The sequence below is a fragment of the Dialister sp. CAG:357 genome, assembly GCF_000435155.1.
Taxonomy (GTDB): Bacteria; Bacillota; Negativicutes; order Veillonellales; family Dialisteraceae; genus Dialister; species Dialister hominis.
Genome location: NZ_FR896417.1, coordinates 1 through 15956 on the forward strand (window position 1 = coordinate 1; position 15956 = coordinate 15956).

The following is a 15956-nucleotide window of genomic DNA, read 5'->3' on the forward strand; positions in this document are numbered from 1 at the left end:
AGTATTCATTGGTTTTTATAAAAAGGTTTCACGAGCGCAGCGAGGTTGTGTGGTTTTGCACTTGACCTTGCCCTGGAAGGGAAGGTGCCCGACCCCAATTTCTGATGTCGGGCGGATGAGTTGCAGTTCCTTCGAGCGTCAGTTCGATTGTATGGTGTTCAGCCGCAGGCTGGTCGTCCTGTTTTAATTTCTTCATCCCACTAAAAAAGAACGCACGAAATGCTGTGCATTCTTTTTTTCCCATTTAGAGGACGCGGCCTAGGTCGCGTGCCATTTGTTTGTCCTTTTCCGGGGGACGGCCGGCGATGGTGAGGTAGCCTCCTATCATGGCGCCATTGAGGCCGGCGGCGAGTGCGAAGGACTGCATGTCGCGGAGGCCTCCTTCTCTTCCTGCGCATACGCGGATGATGGCGTGGGGCAGGATGAAGCGGTAGACGGCGAAGTAGCGGAGGATTTCAAGCGGCTGCGGCGGCTTGGTTTCTCCCATCGGGGTGCCCGGGATCGGGTTGAAGATGTTTAAGGGGACGGAGCGGATGTCTCTTTCCTTCAGGGCGAAGACCATGTCGAGGCGGTCCTTTTCCGTTTCTCCCAGGCCGAAGATGCCTCCGGAGCAGACGTCGAGTCCTGCGTCCTGGATGCGGCGGATGTGGTTCATTTTCTCGTCATAGGTATGCGTGGTGCATATTTCGGGGAAATAATCTCTCGACGTTTCCAGGTTGCAGTGGATTCTTTCGCAGCCTGCTTCCTTGAGTCTCTTCAGCTGTTCGTCGGTAAGGAGCCCCAGTGAGCAGCAGACGGAAAGTCCGGTGTGCTGTGTCACGAGGCGTACTGTTTCGACGATGGATTCGAATTGTTTGGGATCGGTCTGGCCTCTCCCGCTGGTGACGATGCCGAATCGTTCGGCGCCATAGGCTTCTGCCTGACGGGCTTCTTTGAGAAGTTCTTCAGGACGGCGGAGCGGATACTCCTTGACGCCTGTGTTGTACCAGCCTGACTGCGCGCAGAAGCGGCAGTTTTCGCTGCAGCGTCCGCTTCTTGCGTTGACGTCGCTGCAGAAGTGCATCTCATCTCCGCAGAAGGTGCGGCGGATGCGGTCGGCGGAGGCTATGAGGAAATAGGGTTCGCGCTTCCCGCAGTCGAGAAGTTTCTCCGCCATTTCCCTTGTTATTTCTCCGCCTTCCAGGACTTTGTCCATATACTCGGTAATGAGCGCTATATCCTGATTCATTGTCCCTCCCATTGGTTCTTCCCGGTATGATCAAGGAAAAAGGCACGCCCTGCGGCATGCCTCTTCCACTTACTGTACGTTCGGCATGGTTCTTGTACGACCGAGGTCGCGCAGCATGGTGAGATCATCATGCGGGTCAGATCCCTTGCTGGTGAGGTAGTTGCCGATCATGACGCCATTCATTCCGCCTGCCAGAGCCATGGACTGCAGGCTTCTTAAGTTCAGCTGGCGGCCGCCTGCTGTACGGATCTGTGCCTTTGGAAGCACGAAGCGGAACATAGCGAATGAACGGAGGATTTCCAATGGAGCCAGAGGCTCGTTGTGTTCATAAGGGGTTCCCGGAATCGGGTTCAGCACGTTGAGCGGAATCGCATCAATGTGCAGTTTCTTCAGATGGAAAGCCATCTCGACTCTCTGGTCGAGGGTTTCGCCCAGACCGAGGATGCCGCCGCAGCAGACGCGGATGCCGGCTTTCTGAGCACGCTGGATGTTCTCAGCTTTTTCCTCGGCGGTATGTGTGGTGCAGACTTCCTGGAAGAAGGAAGGTGCGGATTCAATGTTGCAGTGAAGACGGTTTACGCCGGCTTCTTTGAGCTGGTATGCCTGTTCCTGTGTGAGGAAACCAAGCGAGCAGCAGACTTCGATGCCGATTTCCGTGCGGATACGGCGGATGAGATGCAGAATTTCTGCGAAGTCTTTCGGATTTCTCTGATCACGGCCTGCGGTAACGATATCGAAGCGGGCAGCGCCTGCTTCTTTCGCTTTCTGGGCTGCTTTCATGACTTCTTCTTCCGGCAGGAAGGTGTAATTGTCTATGCCTGTGTCGTAACGGGCAGACTGGGCGCAGAACTTGCAGTCTTCCTGGCAGCGTCCGCTTCTTGCATTGACGATGGCGCAGAGGTCGACGCTTCTGCCGGAGAATTTCTGACGGATCTTATCAGCGCATGCCAGAAGAAGCATGGTGTCTTCGTCTGTCGTACGAATCAGTGCTTTTGCTTCTTCTTCGGTGATTTCTCCGCCGTCCAGAATTCTGTCTGTAATTTTTAAAATCTGTTCACAACCGCTTTCCATGAATGACCACTCCTTAAATGAATACATCCTGTTGTATAGTAACAGGGTCTCTCCTTGGTGAAACCTTACGCGTCAAATGCGTAATTCTGACCCCTCGGAAATCGGGAAATTTCCGTGAGGCTTAAAGCTGTGGCTGGGTTCTGCTTCTTCCCAGATCGTTGACCATGGTCAGGTCTTCTCTCGGATTTCTACCGCCGGTGGTCAGATAACCGCCGACCATGATGCCGTTCAGGCCGCCCGAGAGAGCATGTGCCTGGAGGCTGCGAAGATTGACTTCACGTCCGCCTGCTGTGCGGATGAGCGCTTTTGGAAGTACGAAGCGGAATACTGCAAATGTACGGAGCACTTCCAGCGGAGCCAGACGTTCGTTCGTGTAGAACGGTGTCCCTTCGACAGGGTTGAGGATATTCAACGGAACAGAGTCGATGTGGAGCTTTTTCAGATGGAATGCCATTTCCACACGCTGGTCGAGGTCTTCGCCCAGTCCGATGATGCCGCCCGAGCATACGCGGATGCCTGCCTTCTGCGCTGTCTGGATGATGTCTTCCTTATCTTCCATCGTGTGCGTGGTGCAGATTTCCGGGAAATACGACGGTGATGTTTCGATGTTGCAGTGGATTCTTGTGATGCCTGCTTCGCGAAGACGGATGGCCTGTTCCTCAGTGATGAGGCCCAGGGAGCAGCAGACTTCAATGCCCACCTGATCGTGAATCTTCTTCACGACATCGATGATTTCCTCGAATTCATTCGGATTATCCTGATTTCTTCCGCTCGTTACCAGAGAGAAACGGACAGCGCCCGCATCCTTGGCTTTCTTGGCAGCGGCCAGAATCTGGTCCTCCGGCAAAAGACGGTAAGTCGTAGCTCCCGTCCTGTAATGACCGGACTGCGCGCAGAATTTGCAGTCCTCCTGGCAGTGTCCGCTGCGCGCATTGATGATGGCGCAGAAGTCAACAGCATTGCCGTTGTACTTCTGACGGATCTTATCTGCCATAGCCAGAAGCAGCATGGTATCTTCATCCTTTGTACGGATCAGACGGCCTGCTTCTTCTCTAGTGATCTCTCCCCCGTCCAACACTTTGTTGGCCAGGCGGATGATTTCCTCACAAGAGCTTTCCATATGTAATTCCTCCCGAATAAAAAAATGGTTTCCCTGGTATTGGAGATTAACCTGTAAAATGACCGCAGGAATCTGCACTGTCACTTTATGAAATAGTATATTCTATAAACGGTTTATTTGTCAATTTCAGTATTTGCTTTAGTTCACAATAGGTTGACAAAGTAGACATTTAATCAAGCGTCTGGAATACACTGTGAAATCTTCGGTTTTATCGAAGGGAATGGGACATAGCGCCATAAAAATAAGGGCTCTTCTGACACGTGATGCATTGTCAAAAGGGCCCTTGATCGTCTACTAAGGAAATATGTATAAGTTGTCATATAAGATTTATATAACTTCAGGCGCTGCCTTGAGCGCTGCTGTTTTTGGACGCGAAAAAGTCCCGGCAAGGATTTTCGTCCTTGCCGGGACCTCCTCAGGAGTATATGCATCCGGCGGGAGAATCATCTCCCATGCGGCTCACCGGTCAGTCGATCTGAATTTTATGGGACGGTTCGATTTCAGGTTTCCCGGATTTCGGGAGCTCTACTTTCAAAACGCCATCCTTCAGGCTGGCTTTGATGCCCTCTTCCTTGACGCCACTCACGGCGAACTGACGCTGGAAACCGGCGGAGCTGCGTTCACGGCGGATAAACTTACGATCTGCGTCTTTCGTTTCCTTCGTGTCTTCTCTCTTTGCGGACAGGGACAGGATACCGTTTTCGTAAGTGACCTGAATCTCATCTTTCGTGTAGCCCGGCATGTCACAGGTTACTTCATAGTGATCTTTCAGATCTTCAATATCCGCTTTTGGAACGGAAACATAATCTTTGTAAATGGTCGGAACATCATCAAAGAAATGATCCAGGACCGTATCACCAAACAAACCATCAAATGGAATCAAGCTTCTCATAATAATGACCTCTTTCCTTTTGCGCTTGCATTTGCGTTGTCAAACTTTTAGGATTCCCGGGGCCCCTTTCCTCCTGACAACTATAGTATAGCACTTTTAGCACTTAAGTCAAGAGAGTGCTAAAAAAATTTTGACTTTTATTTTTCGATTTTTGAAAGTCCTCATATTTACGGAACATTCACGTTCTAAACTTATTGATTTTTTGACTTTTATTTTGCCAAAGTTAGCTATAAAGCACCATTCATTTTTCTTTTGAAAAGGAGAAATTGCATCAAAAAAATAAAAGAAGAAGCTGTGGAAAAAAGTACAATCATTTTGCCACAACCCCTTCTTTGTGTTGATATAGCTGCCCAGAGAATTAATCTAACATAGATATACAATCTCTACAATCTGAGAACCTCAAAACCTCGCTACGCTCGTGGAACTACTGTATTCCCCGGTTTCGCCGGGACCTTCTCCTTCGGAGCAAGGTTAACACCCTTAAACCGAACTTCGTTCGAGAAAAGGAGAAAGAGCGTCTTGGCGGATTTTGCCACAGCCCCTTCCTTTTTCAATTCTCAAATCAATCAAATCAGTTCAGCGCAAGTCCTTTGTCGATTTTTTCCAGGTTTTCTTTCATGGTCTTGACATAGTTTGCGTCTTGTTCGCCGCTTTCTATGGTGTCAAGGGTTTCGACTTTGGCGCCGGCTTCTTTGGAGATAGTCTCGGTCAGGGCCGGGCTGATCATGTCTTCGGTGAAGATGGTCTTGACGTTGTGCTTCTTGCAGAAGTCGATGATGTCTGCAAGTTTGGCCGGGGACGGTTCGCCGGATGCGAATGCGTCTTCGACGCTGGCCTGTGTCAGGCCGAAGTCACGGCAGAGGTAGCCGAAGGCTGCATGGCCTGCAACGAGTTCTTTGCTGTGGCCGGTGGAGAGTTTCTTTTTGTACTCTTCGGTCATAGCCGTGAGGTCTTTGTCGAGCTTCTCATAGTTCTTTTCGAAGTATTCCTTGTTTTCAGGAGAAGCGGTAGCAAGGGCATCAGCGATGTTCTTTGCTTCTTTTCTTGCTTCTTCCGGTCCGAGCCAGACGTGCGGGTCAAAGTCGCCGTGTTCCTTGATTTCATTCTTATCCGTCAGGCGGATGGGGTCGATTCCCTTGGATGCAACGACAGCGACGGGGCCGTCTTTCATGCTCTTGAGCATCTCTGGCGCCCAGCGTTCCATGCCCATCCCGTTGTAGATGAAGACTTTGGAATCTTTGACGCGCATCATGTCGGATGCTTTAGGTTCAAATTCGTGGGGTTCTGTGCCGTCTGGTATGATGACAGTGATAGCTACGCGGTCTCCCCCGATGGCCTGCGTGAGCTCTTTCATGGCTCCAAAGGATACGGTGACGGGAACTTTCCCTGCCGGGGCAGATGCCGCCGGTTTCTCTTCCTTGCCACAGCCTGCTGTAATGATGAGGCAAGCTGCCGCGCCAGCTAAAGCCAATTTTTTCCACAATTTCATGATAGAAATACTCCTTTTTCTTCTAATGGCGGCCAGGCCGCCGGATCCGAGTACCGGAGACGCATTCCCTTCCTCCCAGGAAATGCGGACTCATCAGCGCAGGACTTTTTTCGCCAGGATCGTCACAAGGAGCAGTCCGGCGGCAAAGAGCGCTGTGACGCCGCCCGGTGCTGCGCCTATGTAATAGGATGCGAAGAAGCCCCCCAGTATGGACAGGAAACTGTACACCATCGCGGCGAGGAAGGTTGCGCGGAAACCTTTCCCCAGCTGCAGCGCCGAGGCCACCGGAAGCGTGATCATCGAGGTAATGACTAATATCCCGACAGATCGGATGGAAACGGAGATGACAGCCGCCACAAGGAAGGCGAAGACATAATTCAGTACTTTGACGTGCGCGCCGGCAACGCGCGCTGCTTCTTCATCGTAGGTGATGTAGAGAAGCTGGTGATAGTTCAGGATAACCGTCAGGACGGCGGCAAGGCTCAGGAGCCCTGTGATCGCCATGTCCTCATTGCTGACCGTCAGCATCGAGCCGAAGAGGTAGGCGTCGGCATTGGCATGGAGACGCCCGGAGCTGATCAGCGTGATGGCGATGCCCACGGAGACGGAAAGGACGACGGACAGGATGAGGTCGGTATATTTCTTGAAATACTGCCGGAGAAATTCGATCATCATCCCCGCAAAGGCGGTGAAGACGAAGGAAACGAGGACAGGACTCTCCCGGAAGAGAAGCCCGAGCGTGACACCCGCCAGAGACGAGTGCGCCAGGGTATCCCCGATCATCGAGTACCGTTTCAGCACCAGGAAAAGCCCGATGCATGGGCAGAGAACGGCGATGCAGATGGAAATGATGAGCGCATTCTGCATGAAGGTATAACTAAACATGGCCGCCCTCCTTTTCTATGTATTCTTCTATATAATGGCGGACACTGCAGAGGTGGCCGTGTCCGTGTTCGACGTGGTAGAGGCGGTCGGATACTTTGCCTGCCTCAGCGAGGTTGTGCTCGACGGCAAGGATGGTGACGCCCTTGTCCTTATGGAGGGTATCGAGTTCCTTGTAGATGTCGCGCTGGCTGGTCAGGTCGACTCCGGTCGATGGTTCATCGAGGATGAGGAGATCAGGGCTTCCCATGAGCGCCCTTGCGATCAGCACTTTCTGATGCTGGCCGCCCGAGAGGCTTCCCATGAGCTGTTTCTTGTACCCTTCCATGCCTGTCACGGAAAGGACCTGATCCACGTCGATTTTCTTCAAATGCAGCAGTTTCCCGTAGGAATGGATGACTTCTTCCACGGTGATGGGAAAGGAGGCATCCGAGGCGAACCGCTGCGGTACGTAGCCGATGCGGCGGGCGCGGCGCGTGACCGTCCCGGAGACCGGTTTCAAGAAGCCCAGTATGATTTTCAGAAGAGTGCTCTTGCCGCTTCCATTATTTCCTACGATGGAAATATACTCTCCGCCCGCCAGATGGAAAGCGACGTTTTCCAGGAGCCAGGGAGCGCTCCCCGTGTAGGAAAAATATAAATTCTCAATGGTCAGCATGATGGATCCCTCCGGACCTGCAATGAAAAGGGCGGCTGCCAATCCCGCCGCTCTTTCGTAATCAATCTAATTCTTCTGCCGCTTTGCGGACAGCTTCAAATACTTCATGGAAGGACGCTTCATTTTCTTCCGCCAGTGCTTTCACGGATTCGTATTCCGGATAGTTGCGGACGGTATCGGAAAATATGACCTGCTTCACAAGTGCCTGCCCGAAAGGTGTTTCGACTTCCCTTTCTTCGCGCTTCAGGATGACGCGCATGACGCTTGGAAATTCGCGGACGCCGATGGTCGTCGTTTCGCGGAAAATGATGTCTTCCAGTGTTTCACGGATTTCCTTCTTGCAGATAACGGTCAGTTCCCAAGCAGGACGGTTCTTCTTCATGAATACCGGCGCATAGTGGACGTCGAGCGCCCCTGCCTGCATCAGCTTTTCAAGGGTGTAGCCCAGGACTTCGCCCGAGCAGTCGTCGATGTCGGTTTCAATCTTCAGGACTTCGTCTCTTTCTCCTTCTCCCTGATCGTCGGAAATGAGGAGTGCGCGGAGAATGCCGGCTCTTTCGGTGTAAGCGCGTTTGCCTGCGCCAAGGCCGATGCGTTCGATGCGGAAAAGGGACGGAAGCGTGTGGGATGTAGCCAGTGCGCATGCAATCGCAGCACCAGTCGGGGTGACGAATTCCCCTGTGGCATCCATGATTTCAAGCGGCATGCCGCAGGCAGTCACGATGTTCAGCGTAGCTGGCACCGGTACGGGCAGGCGGCCATGCTGGCAGCGGACAGTGCCTGTGCCTTCGGAAAGCTTTGGCACGATGACTTCGGAAATGCCAAGGCTGTCGAAGCAGACGGCAGCGGAAATGATATCCACGATGGAATCGACAGCGCCGACTTCGTGGAAGTGGACCTCATCGATCGGAAGGTTGTGTGCTTTCGCTTCTGCTTCCGCAATGAGCATGAAAATCTTCTTTGCGATTTCACGGGCATGATCCGTCATGGAAGCGCCGTCAATGACCGCCATGACATCCGCCAGATTGCGGTGTTCATGATGGTGGTGATGGCCATGAACGTGGTCATGATCATGATGATGGCCCTCTTCGCCATGGAAATGCGGGCAGTGATGTTCTTCATCATGGTGATGATGATGGTGTCCTTCCTCGCCATGGAAGTGCGGGCAATGGTGTTCTTCCTCATCATGATGGTGGTGATGAGGATGTTCTTCACCGTCTTCATGGCAGTGGCAGTGGTGCTCGCCTTCTTCGTCATGGTGATGATGATGTTCGCCGTCTTCATGGCAGTGGCAATGATGTTCGCCTTCTTCGTCATGATGATGATGATGTTCGCCTTCTTCGTCGTGATGGTGGTGGTGTTCACCCTCTTCATGGCAATGGCAGTGGTGCTCGCCTTCTTCATCATGATGGTGATGGTGTTCACCGTCTTCATGGCAGTGGCAATGGTGCTCCCCTTCCTCGTCATGATGGTGATGATGTTCTTCCGGGACATCGGAAGAAACGACCGGATCAGGGCCGTAAAGGTATGCCATGTCATGGTCGTTGTTTTCATGTTCTGCATCGAGGATGACATTGAAGTCGCAACAGTCGATGCCGGATTTCTGTACGCGGGAGATTTCTGTCTTGAAGCCCTTCACCGGAAGGGAAGCGAGTGCTGCTTCCAGTGCTTTCTGGTCAGCGCCCAAATCAAGCATGGCAGCAACGAACATATCTCCGCTGATGCCGGAACCGGTTTCCAGATATAATTTTTTACTCACTGATTTTTCCCCTTTCTGCAAGCCTGTTAATTTGGGTCGCCACGTAGCCGGCGCCAAATCCATTATCAATATTGACTGTGACGATGCCGTTCGCGCAGGAATTGATCATCGTCAGAAGCGCCGAAAGGCCGTGGAAGCTGGCGCCATAGCCGACCGATGTCGGAACGGCGATGACGGGATTCTTCACGAGGCCTCCGATGACAGAAGCAAGAGCCCCTTCCATCCCGGCGACGGCGACGACGCAGTTCGCGCTCCTGACCAGGGTTTCCTTGGAAAGGATCCTGTGGATGCCGCTCACGCCCACGTCGTAAATGCGCTCGACATGCGTGCCGAAGTATTCAGCCGTCTGGGCCGCTTCTTCGGCGACGGAAATGTCCGCCGTGCCGCCTGTGCAGACCGCGACGCAGCCGATGCGTTTCTTTCCTTCTTTTTCCTTCTTCAGGATATGGGAGACGGGGTCATAGGAAATGTCGGGGATCCTCTCTTTCACGAGTTCATACTGGTGGGAAGAAGCACGCGTCCCGAAGACTTCCCCGTCCAGCTCATAGAGCTTCTGGAAAATTTCTGCTATGAACTTGTCGGACTTTCCCTGGCAGTATACGACCTCGGCAAAGCCGGACCTTTCTCTTCTGTCCGTGTCGAGCTTTGCATATCCCATTTCCTCATACGAACGCGAAGCAGGGTTGGCGCGGAGCAGCTCTTCGGCCGCTGCCGTATCCATCGTCCCCTTCTTCACTTCTTCGAGTATTTCCCTGACATCCATCGTCTCACCGCTTTCTTACATTTCCAACTGATCCTTGCTCAATACTTCATCCATGCTTCCCATACGGTAGCCCAGAAGATCCATCGTCACATACGTGAAGCCGATCGCTTTGAATACGCGGGAGACTTCATCGTGCAGCTTGAAGAGCTTGAAGAGTTCTCCCGGGAGCACTTCGATACGCGCCAGATTTCCTTCATGCACGCGGACGCGGAGCTGTGTGAAGCCTTTGGAAAAAAGGAAATTCTCTGCTGCTTCGACCATCGCAAGCTTCTTGGCCGTGATGCCTTCGTTGTAAACGAAACGTGTCGCCATGCAGGCAAAGGACGGCTTGCTCCATGTGGCAAGGCCGGCTTCTTTGGAAAGGGCACGGATGTCTGCCTTGTAAAGTCCGGCATGACGGAGCGGGCTCTTGATGCCGAGCTCTGAAAGCGCTGTGAGACCAGGCCTGTACTGCGATGCATCGTTCATATTTGTCCCGTCGATGACGTAAGCGAAGCCTTCTTCTTTGGCAATCTGCTGCAGCGTGCTGAAAAGGAAGTGCTTGCAGAGATAGCAGCGGTTCGTCGGATTTTCAGCGAAGCCTTCGATGGCGAACTGGTCCATCTTGATGACCTTCTGGCGGATGCCTTCCTTCGTGCAGTATTCCATCGCGTCAGCCACTTCCCTTTCAGGAACGGATGCGAGATTCATCGTGACAGCCATGGCTTTGTCGCCGAGGACTTTATGAGCTTCATGCATAAGGTATGTGGAATCCACGCCGCCGGAGAACGCCAGCATGACGCTGCCGAGCTCCTTCAGGTATGCTTCCAGATCGTCTTGTTTCTTCTGTAATTCCTTAGTAAGCATAAGATTTCTCCATTCTTTTTTTGAAAAAGACCGCAGACTTCAGGCGCATGGCCGGAAGGAAAGAGAGCGGCTCTGTAACGCGGGGATTTCCCGTACTTTTTATTATAACATTTCATAGAACAGAGAAAACATGACAGATATGAATGTATAAAGAAAGCGGCTGTGGAAATGTAAAATCATTTCGTCACAGCCGCCTTTCGTGACGGTATATTTGACTAGAGGATACCCGCAAGTATCTTGGGATTAGCTGAAGACAGAAAACCATACAACCAGCCTTCGGCTGAGGAAATGCAACTCATCCGCCCGACATCAGAATTTGAGGTAGGGCACCTTCCCTTCCAGGGCAAGGTCAAACTGCCATAAAACTATTTTCCTTCCATCATCTTGCGGATTCGTTCCCTGCGTCTTCTTGCTGCTTCTTCATCGACGATGATATGATGTCCTGCCGATGTCACGACTTCCATAGGCTTTTCGGGAACGGCTTCCCTGCCATAAGTGCCGTAATCGAAATCGCCGCCAAGTGCGCAGCTTGCGCAGTCAGCGCCTCTTGCACCGCGCCACATGCGGTACAGGCAGTATCCGAACCAGCCTGCAATGACAGCGATGATGAGTCCTACAAATATATTGTTCATAGATGCCTCCCCTGGTATCTTTTGGAACGAAAATTAAGAACAAATCGAGTGAAAACCTTTCTCAATATGATTATAGCACGAAAGGCAACTTGGTCAAATGCGAAACGATTGCAGTTTCCTCAAAATTTCATGCGCGCCTTACTTCGAAATTCATCTATATCAAAGTGGGCAAACTCCCGTCTCTGTCTAATTTCTACGCCCTTTTAACTTGTACTGAAATACAAAACAAGGTATAATGAAATAATTGTAAAACGGAATTTAATGTAAAGGGAGCAAATTGTGAAAAGAAATCAGCACACCATCGGGAAAGATGTCACGTACAAGGGCCTGGGTCTCCACTCCGGCATGCCTGTCACCATGACCATGCATCCCGCCGCTCCGGGGACAGGAATCATTTTCAAGCGAAGCGACCTGCCCGGAGGACCGGAAGTGCCGGCACAGTCCCGGTACATCACCAATACGCTGCGCGCAACGACACTGGAAAAAGGCGAAGCAAAGGTCTTCACCGTCGAACATGTCCTCTCCGCGCTCTACGCACTCCAGATCGACAACTGCGTGATCGAAATGGATTCACCTGAACCGCCCGTAGGCGACGGCTCTGCGAAAACCTTCTGCGACATGGTTGAAGAAGCAGGCGTTGAAACACAGGATGAGATGATCCCGATCCTGACACTCGATACAAGCGCTGCTGTCTACGAAGACAACAAATTCATCACAGCCCTTCCCTATGACGGGCTCCGCATCACATTCACCTCGATCAATCCACATCCCCTTCTGGGCACACAGATGAGAGACGTCGTGATTGACCACGACTCCTATATGAAAGAAATCGCGCCGGCAAGAACGATCGGATTCACATGGGAACTCGAAGCCATGAGAAAGATGGGCCTTGGCAAAGGCGGCACACTGGAAAACGCCGTCGTTTACTCCGAGACCGAATGCCTCTCTCAGCTGCGCTTCCCCGACGAACTTGTCCGTCATAAGATACTCGACATTCTGGGAGACATTTCCCTCGTCGGCCCGCTTCATGCGCACATCATCGCCGTCCTCGGCAGCCATAAGCTGAACGCCGAACTTTCTGAGAAACTTCAGGCTTTGAAAAAAGACCTCAAGGAATAAAGGAATAAATCCGTACGCACTACCCACATTTCAAGGAGGAAATTATTATGGAAGAAACACAGGAAAAGTTACATCTGAACGTTGAAGAAATCATGGAAATCCTGCCACACCGCTATCCGATGCTTCTCGTCGACAAGATCACGGAAATGGTACCGATGGACTATGCGATCGGGCAGAAATCCGTCACCATGAATGAACCGTTCTTCCAGGGCCACTTCCCGGGCCGTCCGATCATGCCGGGCGCCCTCATCTGCGAAGCTATGGCTCAGGTAGGCGGCGTTGCCCTTCAGTATCCGGAAGAAAACAGAGGACTCATCCCCATGTTCACAGGCATGGAACGCGTCCATTTCCGTTCCCCGGTCGTACCGGGAGACGTTCTCGTCACCAAAGCTGTCATTGAAAAGATCAAGGGCCGCATGGGCAAAGTCCACTGCGAAGGCACCGTAGACGGCGTCCGCAAAGCAGATGCTGACTTCATCTTCTACCTGATGGATCCGAACAAATCCAAGAAATAAGACTCACCAATAAGCAAGACCGTCCAGGCCGCTTCCCCGCAGCAGGAAACAGCCGATTTCAAAATCATGGACAATCATTCAGGGACCCGCCCGGCTCCGCTGCCCGGCCGCCCGTAAAACAAAGGGGAAATATAAGAACATGGAATTAAAAGTGATCAAACCGATAGATCCGGCGATTCATCCGACTGCCATCATCAATCCTACCGCTATCATTCATAAAAACGTCACCATCGGACCATACGTAGTCATCGGTCCGAGATGCGAAATCGGAGAAGGCACCATCATTGAATCTCACGCTGTCATCGCAGAAAACGTCCGCATGGGCAAGAAGAACCACATCTTCCCGCACGCCGTCATCGGAGAAGCACCGCAGGACCTCAAGTATGCAGGCGAGTACAGCACCGTCGTCATCGGAGATGGAAACGACATCCACGAATTCGCTACCATCCACCGTGCAACCGGTGAAAACTGCGAAACCCGCATCGGTTCTCACAACATGCTTCAGGCATACACCCACGTAGCCCACAACAGCAACTTCGGCGATTACATCGTCGTATCCAGCTTCTCCGGCGTTGCCGGCCACGTCACTGTCGAAGACCATGCTGTCATCGGCGCCATGAGCGGCGTCCACCAGTTCGTCAAGATTGGTGCTTTTGCCATGATCGGCGGTATGTCCAAGATCGTTCAGGACGTATGCCCCTTTGTCATCGCTGACGGCAACCCTGCCAGAGTCGTAGGACTCAACGCAGTCGGCATTGCCAGAAACAAGATCCCGGCCGAATCCAAGAGCGCGCTCAAAAAAGCATACCGCCTCATTTTCCGCTCGGGCTTGAAACTCAACGATGCTATCCAGGAAATGGAACAGGAACTCCCGTCCACTCCGGAAATCGAACATCTTCTCCGGTTCCTCAGGAACTGTGACCGCGGCCTCTGCCGTACAAGAGACAGATAATACAGAAACCTCCCGTCGTCCCCTTTCGATTGGGAGGTTTTTTCGTGCCCGGAATACCCGCTATTTCCGACCCGCCATTGAACGTCAAAAAACTGACCGTCTCGAATCTGTAAAAATTTTCACGATTTCATATCGCATCTATTATGATATGATGAGAATTTATCACAATTGCAGAATTATTTGACAAACAGGTCTATAATATAAGAAAGTGTCCGACAGTCAATTTTTAACGTTACTAATGAAATGGGGAATGGATCATGGAACTTAAAGCTATCAGACCACTAGAGCCGGACATTCATCCGACGGCCATCATCGACCCGACGGCAATCCTGCATCACAACGTGAAAATCGGACCGTACGCCGTCATCGGCCCAGGGTGTGAAATCGGAGAAGGCAGCATCATCGAATCCCATGCCGTCATTGCGGAAAACGTGCGCATGGGCAAAAACAATCACATCTTCCCGCAAGCCGTCATCGGAGAAGCGCCGCAGGACCTGAAATTCAAAGGTGAATACAGCACCGTCGTCATCGGGGACGAAAATGAAATCAGAGAATTCGCCACCATCCACCGCGCGACCGGCGAAAACTGCGAGACCCGCATCGGATCCCACAATATGCTTCAGGCATACACCCACGTAGCCCACAACAGCTGCTTCGGCGATTACATCGTCGTATCCAGCTTCTCAGGCGTAGCAGGCCACGTCACCGTCGAAGACCATGCCGTCATCGGCACCATGAGCGGCGTCCACCAGTTCGTCAAAGTAGGAGCCCTCGCCATGGTAGGCGGCATGTCCAAGATCGTTCAGGACGTATGCCCCTTCGTCATCGCCGACGGCAACCCCGCCAGAGTCGTAGGCTTGAACAGCGTAGGCATCGCAAGAAACAACATCTCTGCCGACGTCAAGAGCGCCCTCAAGAAAGCCTACCGCCTCCTCTTCCGCTCGGGCTTGAAACTCAACGAAGCCATAGAAGAAATGGAACAGGAACTCCCCTCTACCCCGGAAATCGAGCACCTGCTCTACTTCCTGAGAAACTGCGACAGAGGCCTCTGCCGTACAAGAGACAGATAAAAGATTGTAATAAGAAGAGGCTGTGCCAAAATCCGCTAAAACGCTGCTTTTTCCTTTTCTCGAGCGAAGCGAGGTTTAAGGGTGTTAACCTTGCTCCGAAGGAGAAGGTCCCGGCGAAGCCGGGGAATACAGTAGTTCTCGAGCGAAGCGAAATTTTATGGTTTTCAAGCAGAACCAATAAATACAGTTGTTAGATAACCTTTTAATGAAATATCCCAACACAAAAAGGAGCTGCAGAAATGATTGTACATTTCTACAGCCCCTCATTTTTACTGGTTATACGATTCTGATACTGCCATTTCTGTTTCTTCCATTTCGTCTTCCATTCTTCCGATGCCTTTTGGAATCAGTGTGACGATAGCGAGGATGGCGAGGAGGCCGAAGGCTACGTTGACGAGGATGCCGGCGGTAGCAGCGGCGGCGAGGTTTGTGCTTTCGGCGAAGGCTCCGTAGACAGCGGCGGAGATGGCTACGCCGAAGGCGCCTCCCAAGGAGCTGGCCATTTTATAGACACCGGCTGCCTGGCCGACTTTGTCGGACGGTGCATTGGAGACGGAGGTGTCGGTGGACGGGGTCGCGTAGATGCCGAGGCCAAATCCGAAGAGGCAGAAGCCTACAAAGACGACGACGGTATAGGTGAGGTCCGGGAGGAAGGTCAGGCCCATCATGGCGATGCCTGCTGTAGTGATGGAGGCGCCCCACTGCATCGGTTTTCTGGCACCGACTCTCTGGAGGATCTTTTCTCCGACGCGGATCATGGCAAGGACGGCGACGAGGTAGCCGAGGGAGAGCATGCCGGACTGGAAGGCGGTGAAACCGCGGCCTACCTGCGCATAGGTATTGGCGACGATCAGTGTGCCTGCGACGGCATTCAGGAGGAAGTTCGACGCGGCAGCACCGGCATAGGGCTTGCTCCTGAAGAGTTTGAAATCAAGGAGTGCGTTGTGTTTATTTCTTTCC

Annotated in this window: 17 protein-coding genes; 5 read left to right on the forward strand and 12 right to left on the reverse strand. The window is 52.3% G+C overall.

From position 1 onward, the window contains the following. A partial coding sequence (locus M3200_RS04220; protein WP_288178134.1) for a hypothetical protein occupies positions 1-187 on the forward strand: 187 nt, incomplete at its 5' end. A gap of 57 nt (positions 188-244) precedes the next feature. Here M3200_RS04220 and bioB (M3200_RS04225) read toward each other — a convergent pair. From bioB (M3200_RS04225) to M3200_RS04275, 11 genes are all read right to left on the reverse strand, one after another. Then, on the reverse strand, positions 245-1228 hold the full coding sequence (gene bioB / locus M3200_RS04225; protein WP_022382297.1) for a biotin synthase BioB: 984 nt from the start codon (positions 1226-1228) through the stop codon (positions 245-247). Positions 1229-1297: 69 nt separating this feature from the next. Then, the gene (bioB, locus tag M3200_RS04230) at positions 1298-2299 is read right to left on the reverse strand and encodes a biotin synthase BioB (RefSeq protein WP_022382298.1); all 1002 of its coding nucleotides are present in this window, start codon (positions 2297-2299) and stop codon (positions 1298-1300) included. Between the two features lie 121 nt (positions 2300-2420). Next, positions 2421-3419 (reverse strand): biotin synthase BioB, encoded by a 999-nt coding sequence (gene bioB, locus M3200_RS04235; protein WP_022382299.1) that lies wholly within the window; start codon positions 3417-3419, stop codon positions 2421-2423. Between the two features lie 466 nt (positions 3420-3885). Continuing rightward, on the reverse strand, positions 3886-4311 hold the full coding sequence (locus M3200_RS04240; RefSeq protein WP_022382300.1) for an Hsp20/alpha crystallin family protein: 426 nt from the start codon (positions 4309-4311) through the stop codon (positions 3886-3888). A 571-nt stretch (positions 4312-4882) separates the two neighbouring features. Beyond that, complete coding sequence (locus M3200_RS04245) at positions 4883-5800, reverse strand: metal ABC transporter solute-binding protein, Zn/Mn family (RefSeq protein ID WP_022382301.1); 918 nt, start codon at positions 5798-5800, stop codon at positions 4883-4885. Positions 5801-5893: 93 nt separating this feature from the next. After that, positions 5894-6685, reverse strand: coding sequence for a metal ABC transporter permease (locus tag M3200_RS04250; RefSeq protein ID WP_022382302.1), 792 nt, complete (start codon positions 6683-6685; stop codon positions 5894-5896). Then, positions 6678-7340 carry a metal ABC transporter ATP-binding protein gene (locus M3200_RS04255; protein WP_022382303.1) on the reverse strand — a complete coding sequence of 221 codons (663 nt, stop codon included), beginning with the start codon at positions 7338-7340 and terminating at the stop codon, positions 6678-6680. The genes M3200_RS04250 and M3200_RS04255 overlap by 8 nt, the downstream gene beginning before the upstream one ends. Before the next feature lie 61 nt (positions 7341-7401). Continuing rightward, positions 7402-9099 carry a nickel pincer cofactor biosynthesis protein LarC gene (larC, locus tag M3200_RS04260; RefSeq protein ID WP_022382304.1) on the reverse strand — a complete coding sequence of 566 codons (1698 nt, stop codon included), beginning with the start codon at positions 9097-9099 and terminating at the stop codon, positions 7402-7404. Beyond that, a complete protein-coding gene (gene larB / locus M3200_RS04265; RefSeq protein ID WP_022382305.1) occupies positions 9092-9862 on the reverse strand; it encodes a nickel pincer cofactor biosynthesis protein LarB in 771 nt (256 codons plus the stop codon). The genes larC and larB overlap by 8 nt, the downstream gene beginning before the upstream one ends. Positions 9863-9877: 15 nt before the next feature. Beyond that, positions 9878-10708 carry an ATP-dependent sacrificial sulfur transferase LarE gene (gene larE / locus M3200_RS04270; protein ID WP_022382306.1) on the reverse strand — a complete coding sequence of 277 codons (831 nt, stop codon included), beginning with the start codon at positions 10706-10708 and terminating at the stop codon, positions 9878-9880. A 365-nt stretch (positions 10709-11073) separates the two neighbouring features. After that, complete coding sequence (locus tag M3200_RS04275; RefSeq protein ID WP_022382307.1) at positions 11074-11340, reverse strand: hypothetical protein; 267 nt, start codon at positions 11338-11340, stop codon at positions 11074-11076. A gap of 279 nt (positions 11341-11619) precedes the next feature. Between M3200_RS04275 and lpxC the strand changes: the two genes are divergently transcribed. The 4 genes from lpxC (at position 11620) to lpxA (M3200_RS04295) (ending at position 14996) form a co-directional block, all read left to right on the forward strand. After that, positions 11620-12459 carry a UDP-3-O-acyl-N-acetylglucosamine deacetylase gene (gene lpxC, locus M3200_RS04280; RefSeq protein ID WP_022382308.1) on the forward strand — a complete coding sequence of 280 codons (840 nt, stop codon included), beginning with the start codon at positions 11620-11622 and terminating at the stop codon, positions 12457-12459. A gap of 47 nt (positions 12460-12506) precedes the next feature. Next, a complete protein-coding gene (fabZ, locus tag M3200_RS04285; protein ID WP_022382309.1) occupies positions 12507-12974 on the forward strand; it encodes a 3-hydroxyacyl-ACP dehydratase FabZ in 468 nt (155 codons plus the stop codon). Between the two features lie 139 nt (positions 12975-13113). Then, complete coding sequence (gene lpxA / locus M3200_RS04290; RefSeq protein ID WP_022382310.1) at positions 13114-13926, forward strand: acyl-ACP--UDP-N-acetylglucosamine O-acyltransferase; 813 nt, start codon at positions 13114-13116, stop codon at positions 13924-13926. Positions 13927-14183: 257 nt separating this feature from the next. Further along, entirely contained in the window at positions 14184-14996 is an 813-nt protein-coding gene (gene lpxA, locus M3200_RS04295; RefSeq protein ID WP_022382311.1) for an acyl-ACP--UDP-N-acetylglucosamine O-acyltransferase, read from the forward strand. Between the two features lie 269 nt (positions 14997-15265). Here lpxA (M3200_RS04295) and M3200_RS04300 read toward each other — a convergent pair. Continuing rightward, on the reverse strand, positions 15266-15956 hold a 691-nt coding region (locus M3200_RS04300; protein WP_288178135.1), incomplete at its 5' end, for an MFS transporter.

What these genes read in the sequence shown, in the direction of transcription:
- lpxA (WP_022382311.1), top strand. Translation starts at nt 14,184, where the DNA reads ATGGAACTTAAAGCTATCAGACCACTAGAGCCGGACATTCATCCGACG.
- bioB (WP_022382297.1), bottom strand. Translation starts at nt 1,228, where the DNA reads ATGAATCAGGATATAGCGCTCATTACCGAGTATATGGACAAAGTCCTG.
- lpxA (WP_022382310.1), top strand. Translation starts at nt 13,114, where the DNA reads ATGGAATTAAAAGTGATCAAACCGATAGATCCGGCGATTCATCCGACT.
- M3200_RS04275 (WP_022382307.1), bottom strand. Translation starts at nt 11,340, where the DNA reads ATGAACAATATATTTGTAGGACTCATCATCGCTGTCATTGCAGGCTGG.
- bioB (WP_022382299.1), bottom strand. Translation starts at nt 3,419, where the DNA reads ATGGAAAGCTCTTGTGAGGAAATCATCCGCCTGGCCAACAAAGTGTTG.
- M3200_RS04240 (WP_022382300.1), bottom strand. Translation starts at nt 4,311, where the DNA reads ATGAGAAGCTTGATTCCATTTGATGGTTTGTTTGGTGATACGGTCCTG.
- M3200_RS04250 (WP_022382302.1), bottom strand. Translation starts at nt 6,685, where the DNA reads ATGTTTAGTTATACCTTCATGCAGAATGCGCTCATCATTTCCATCTGC.
- larE (WP_022382306.1), bottom strand. Translation starts at nt 10,708, where the DNA reads ATGCTTACTAAGGAATTACAGAAGAAACAAGACGATCTGGAAGCATAC.
- M3200_RS04245 (WP_022382301.1), bottom strand. Translation starts at nt 5,800, where the DNA reads ATGAAATTGTGGAAAAAATTGGCTTTAGCTGGCGCGGCAGCTTGCCTC.
- larB (WP_022382305.1), bottom strand. Translation starts at nt 9,862, where the DNA reads ATGGATGTCAGGGAAATACTCGAAGAAGTGAAGAAGGGGACGATGGAT.
- M3200_RS04255 (WP_022382303.1), bottom strand. Translation starts at nt 7,340, where the DNA reads ATGCTGACCATTGAGAATTTATATTTTTCCTACACGGGGAGCGCTCCC.
- bioB (WP_022382298.1), bottom strand. Translation starts at nt 2,299, where the DNA reads ATGGAAAGCGGTTGTGAACAGATTTTAAAAATTACAGACAGAATTCTG.
- fabZ (WP_022382309.1), top strand. Translation starts at nt 12,507, where the DNA reads ATGGAAGAAACACAGGAAAAGTTACATCTGAACGTTGAAGAAATCATG.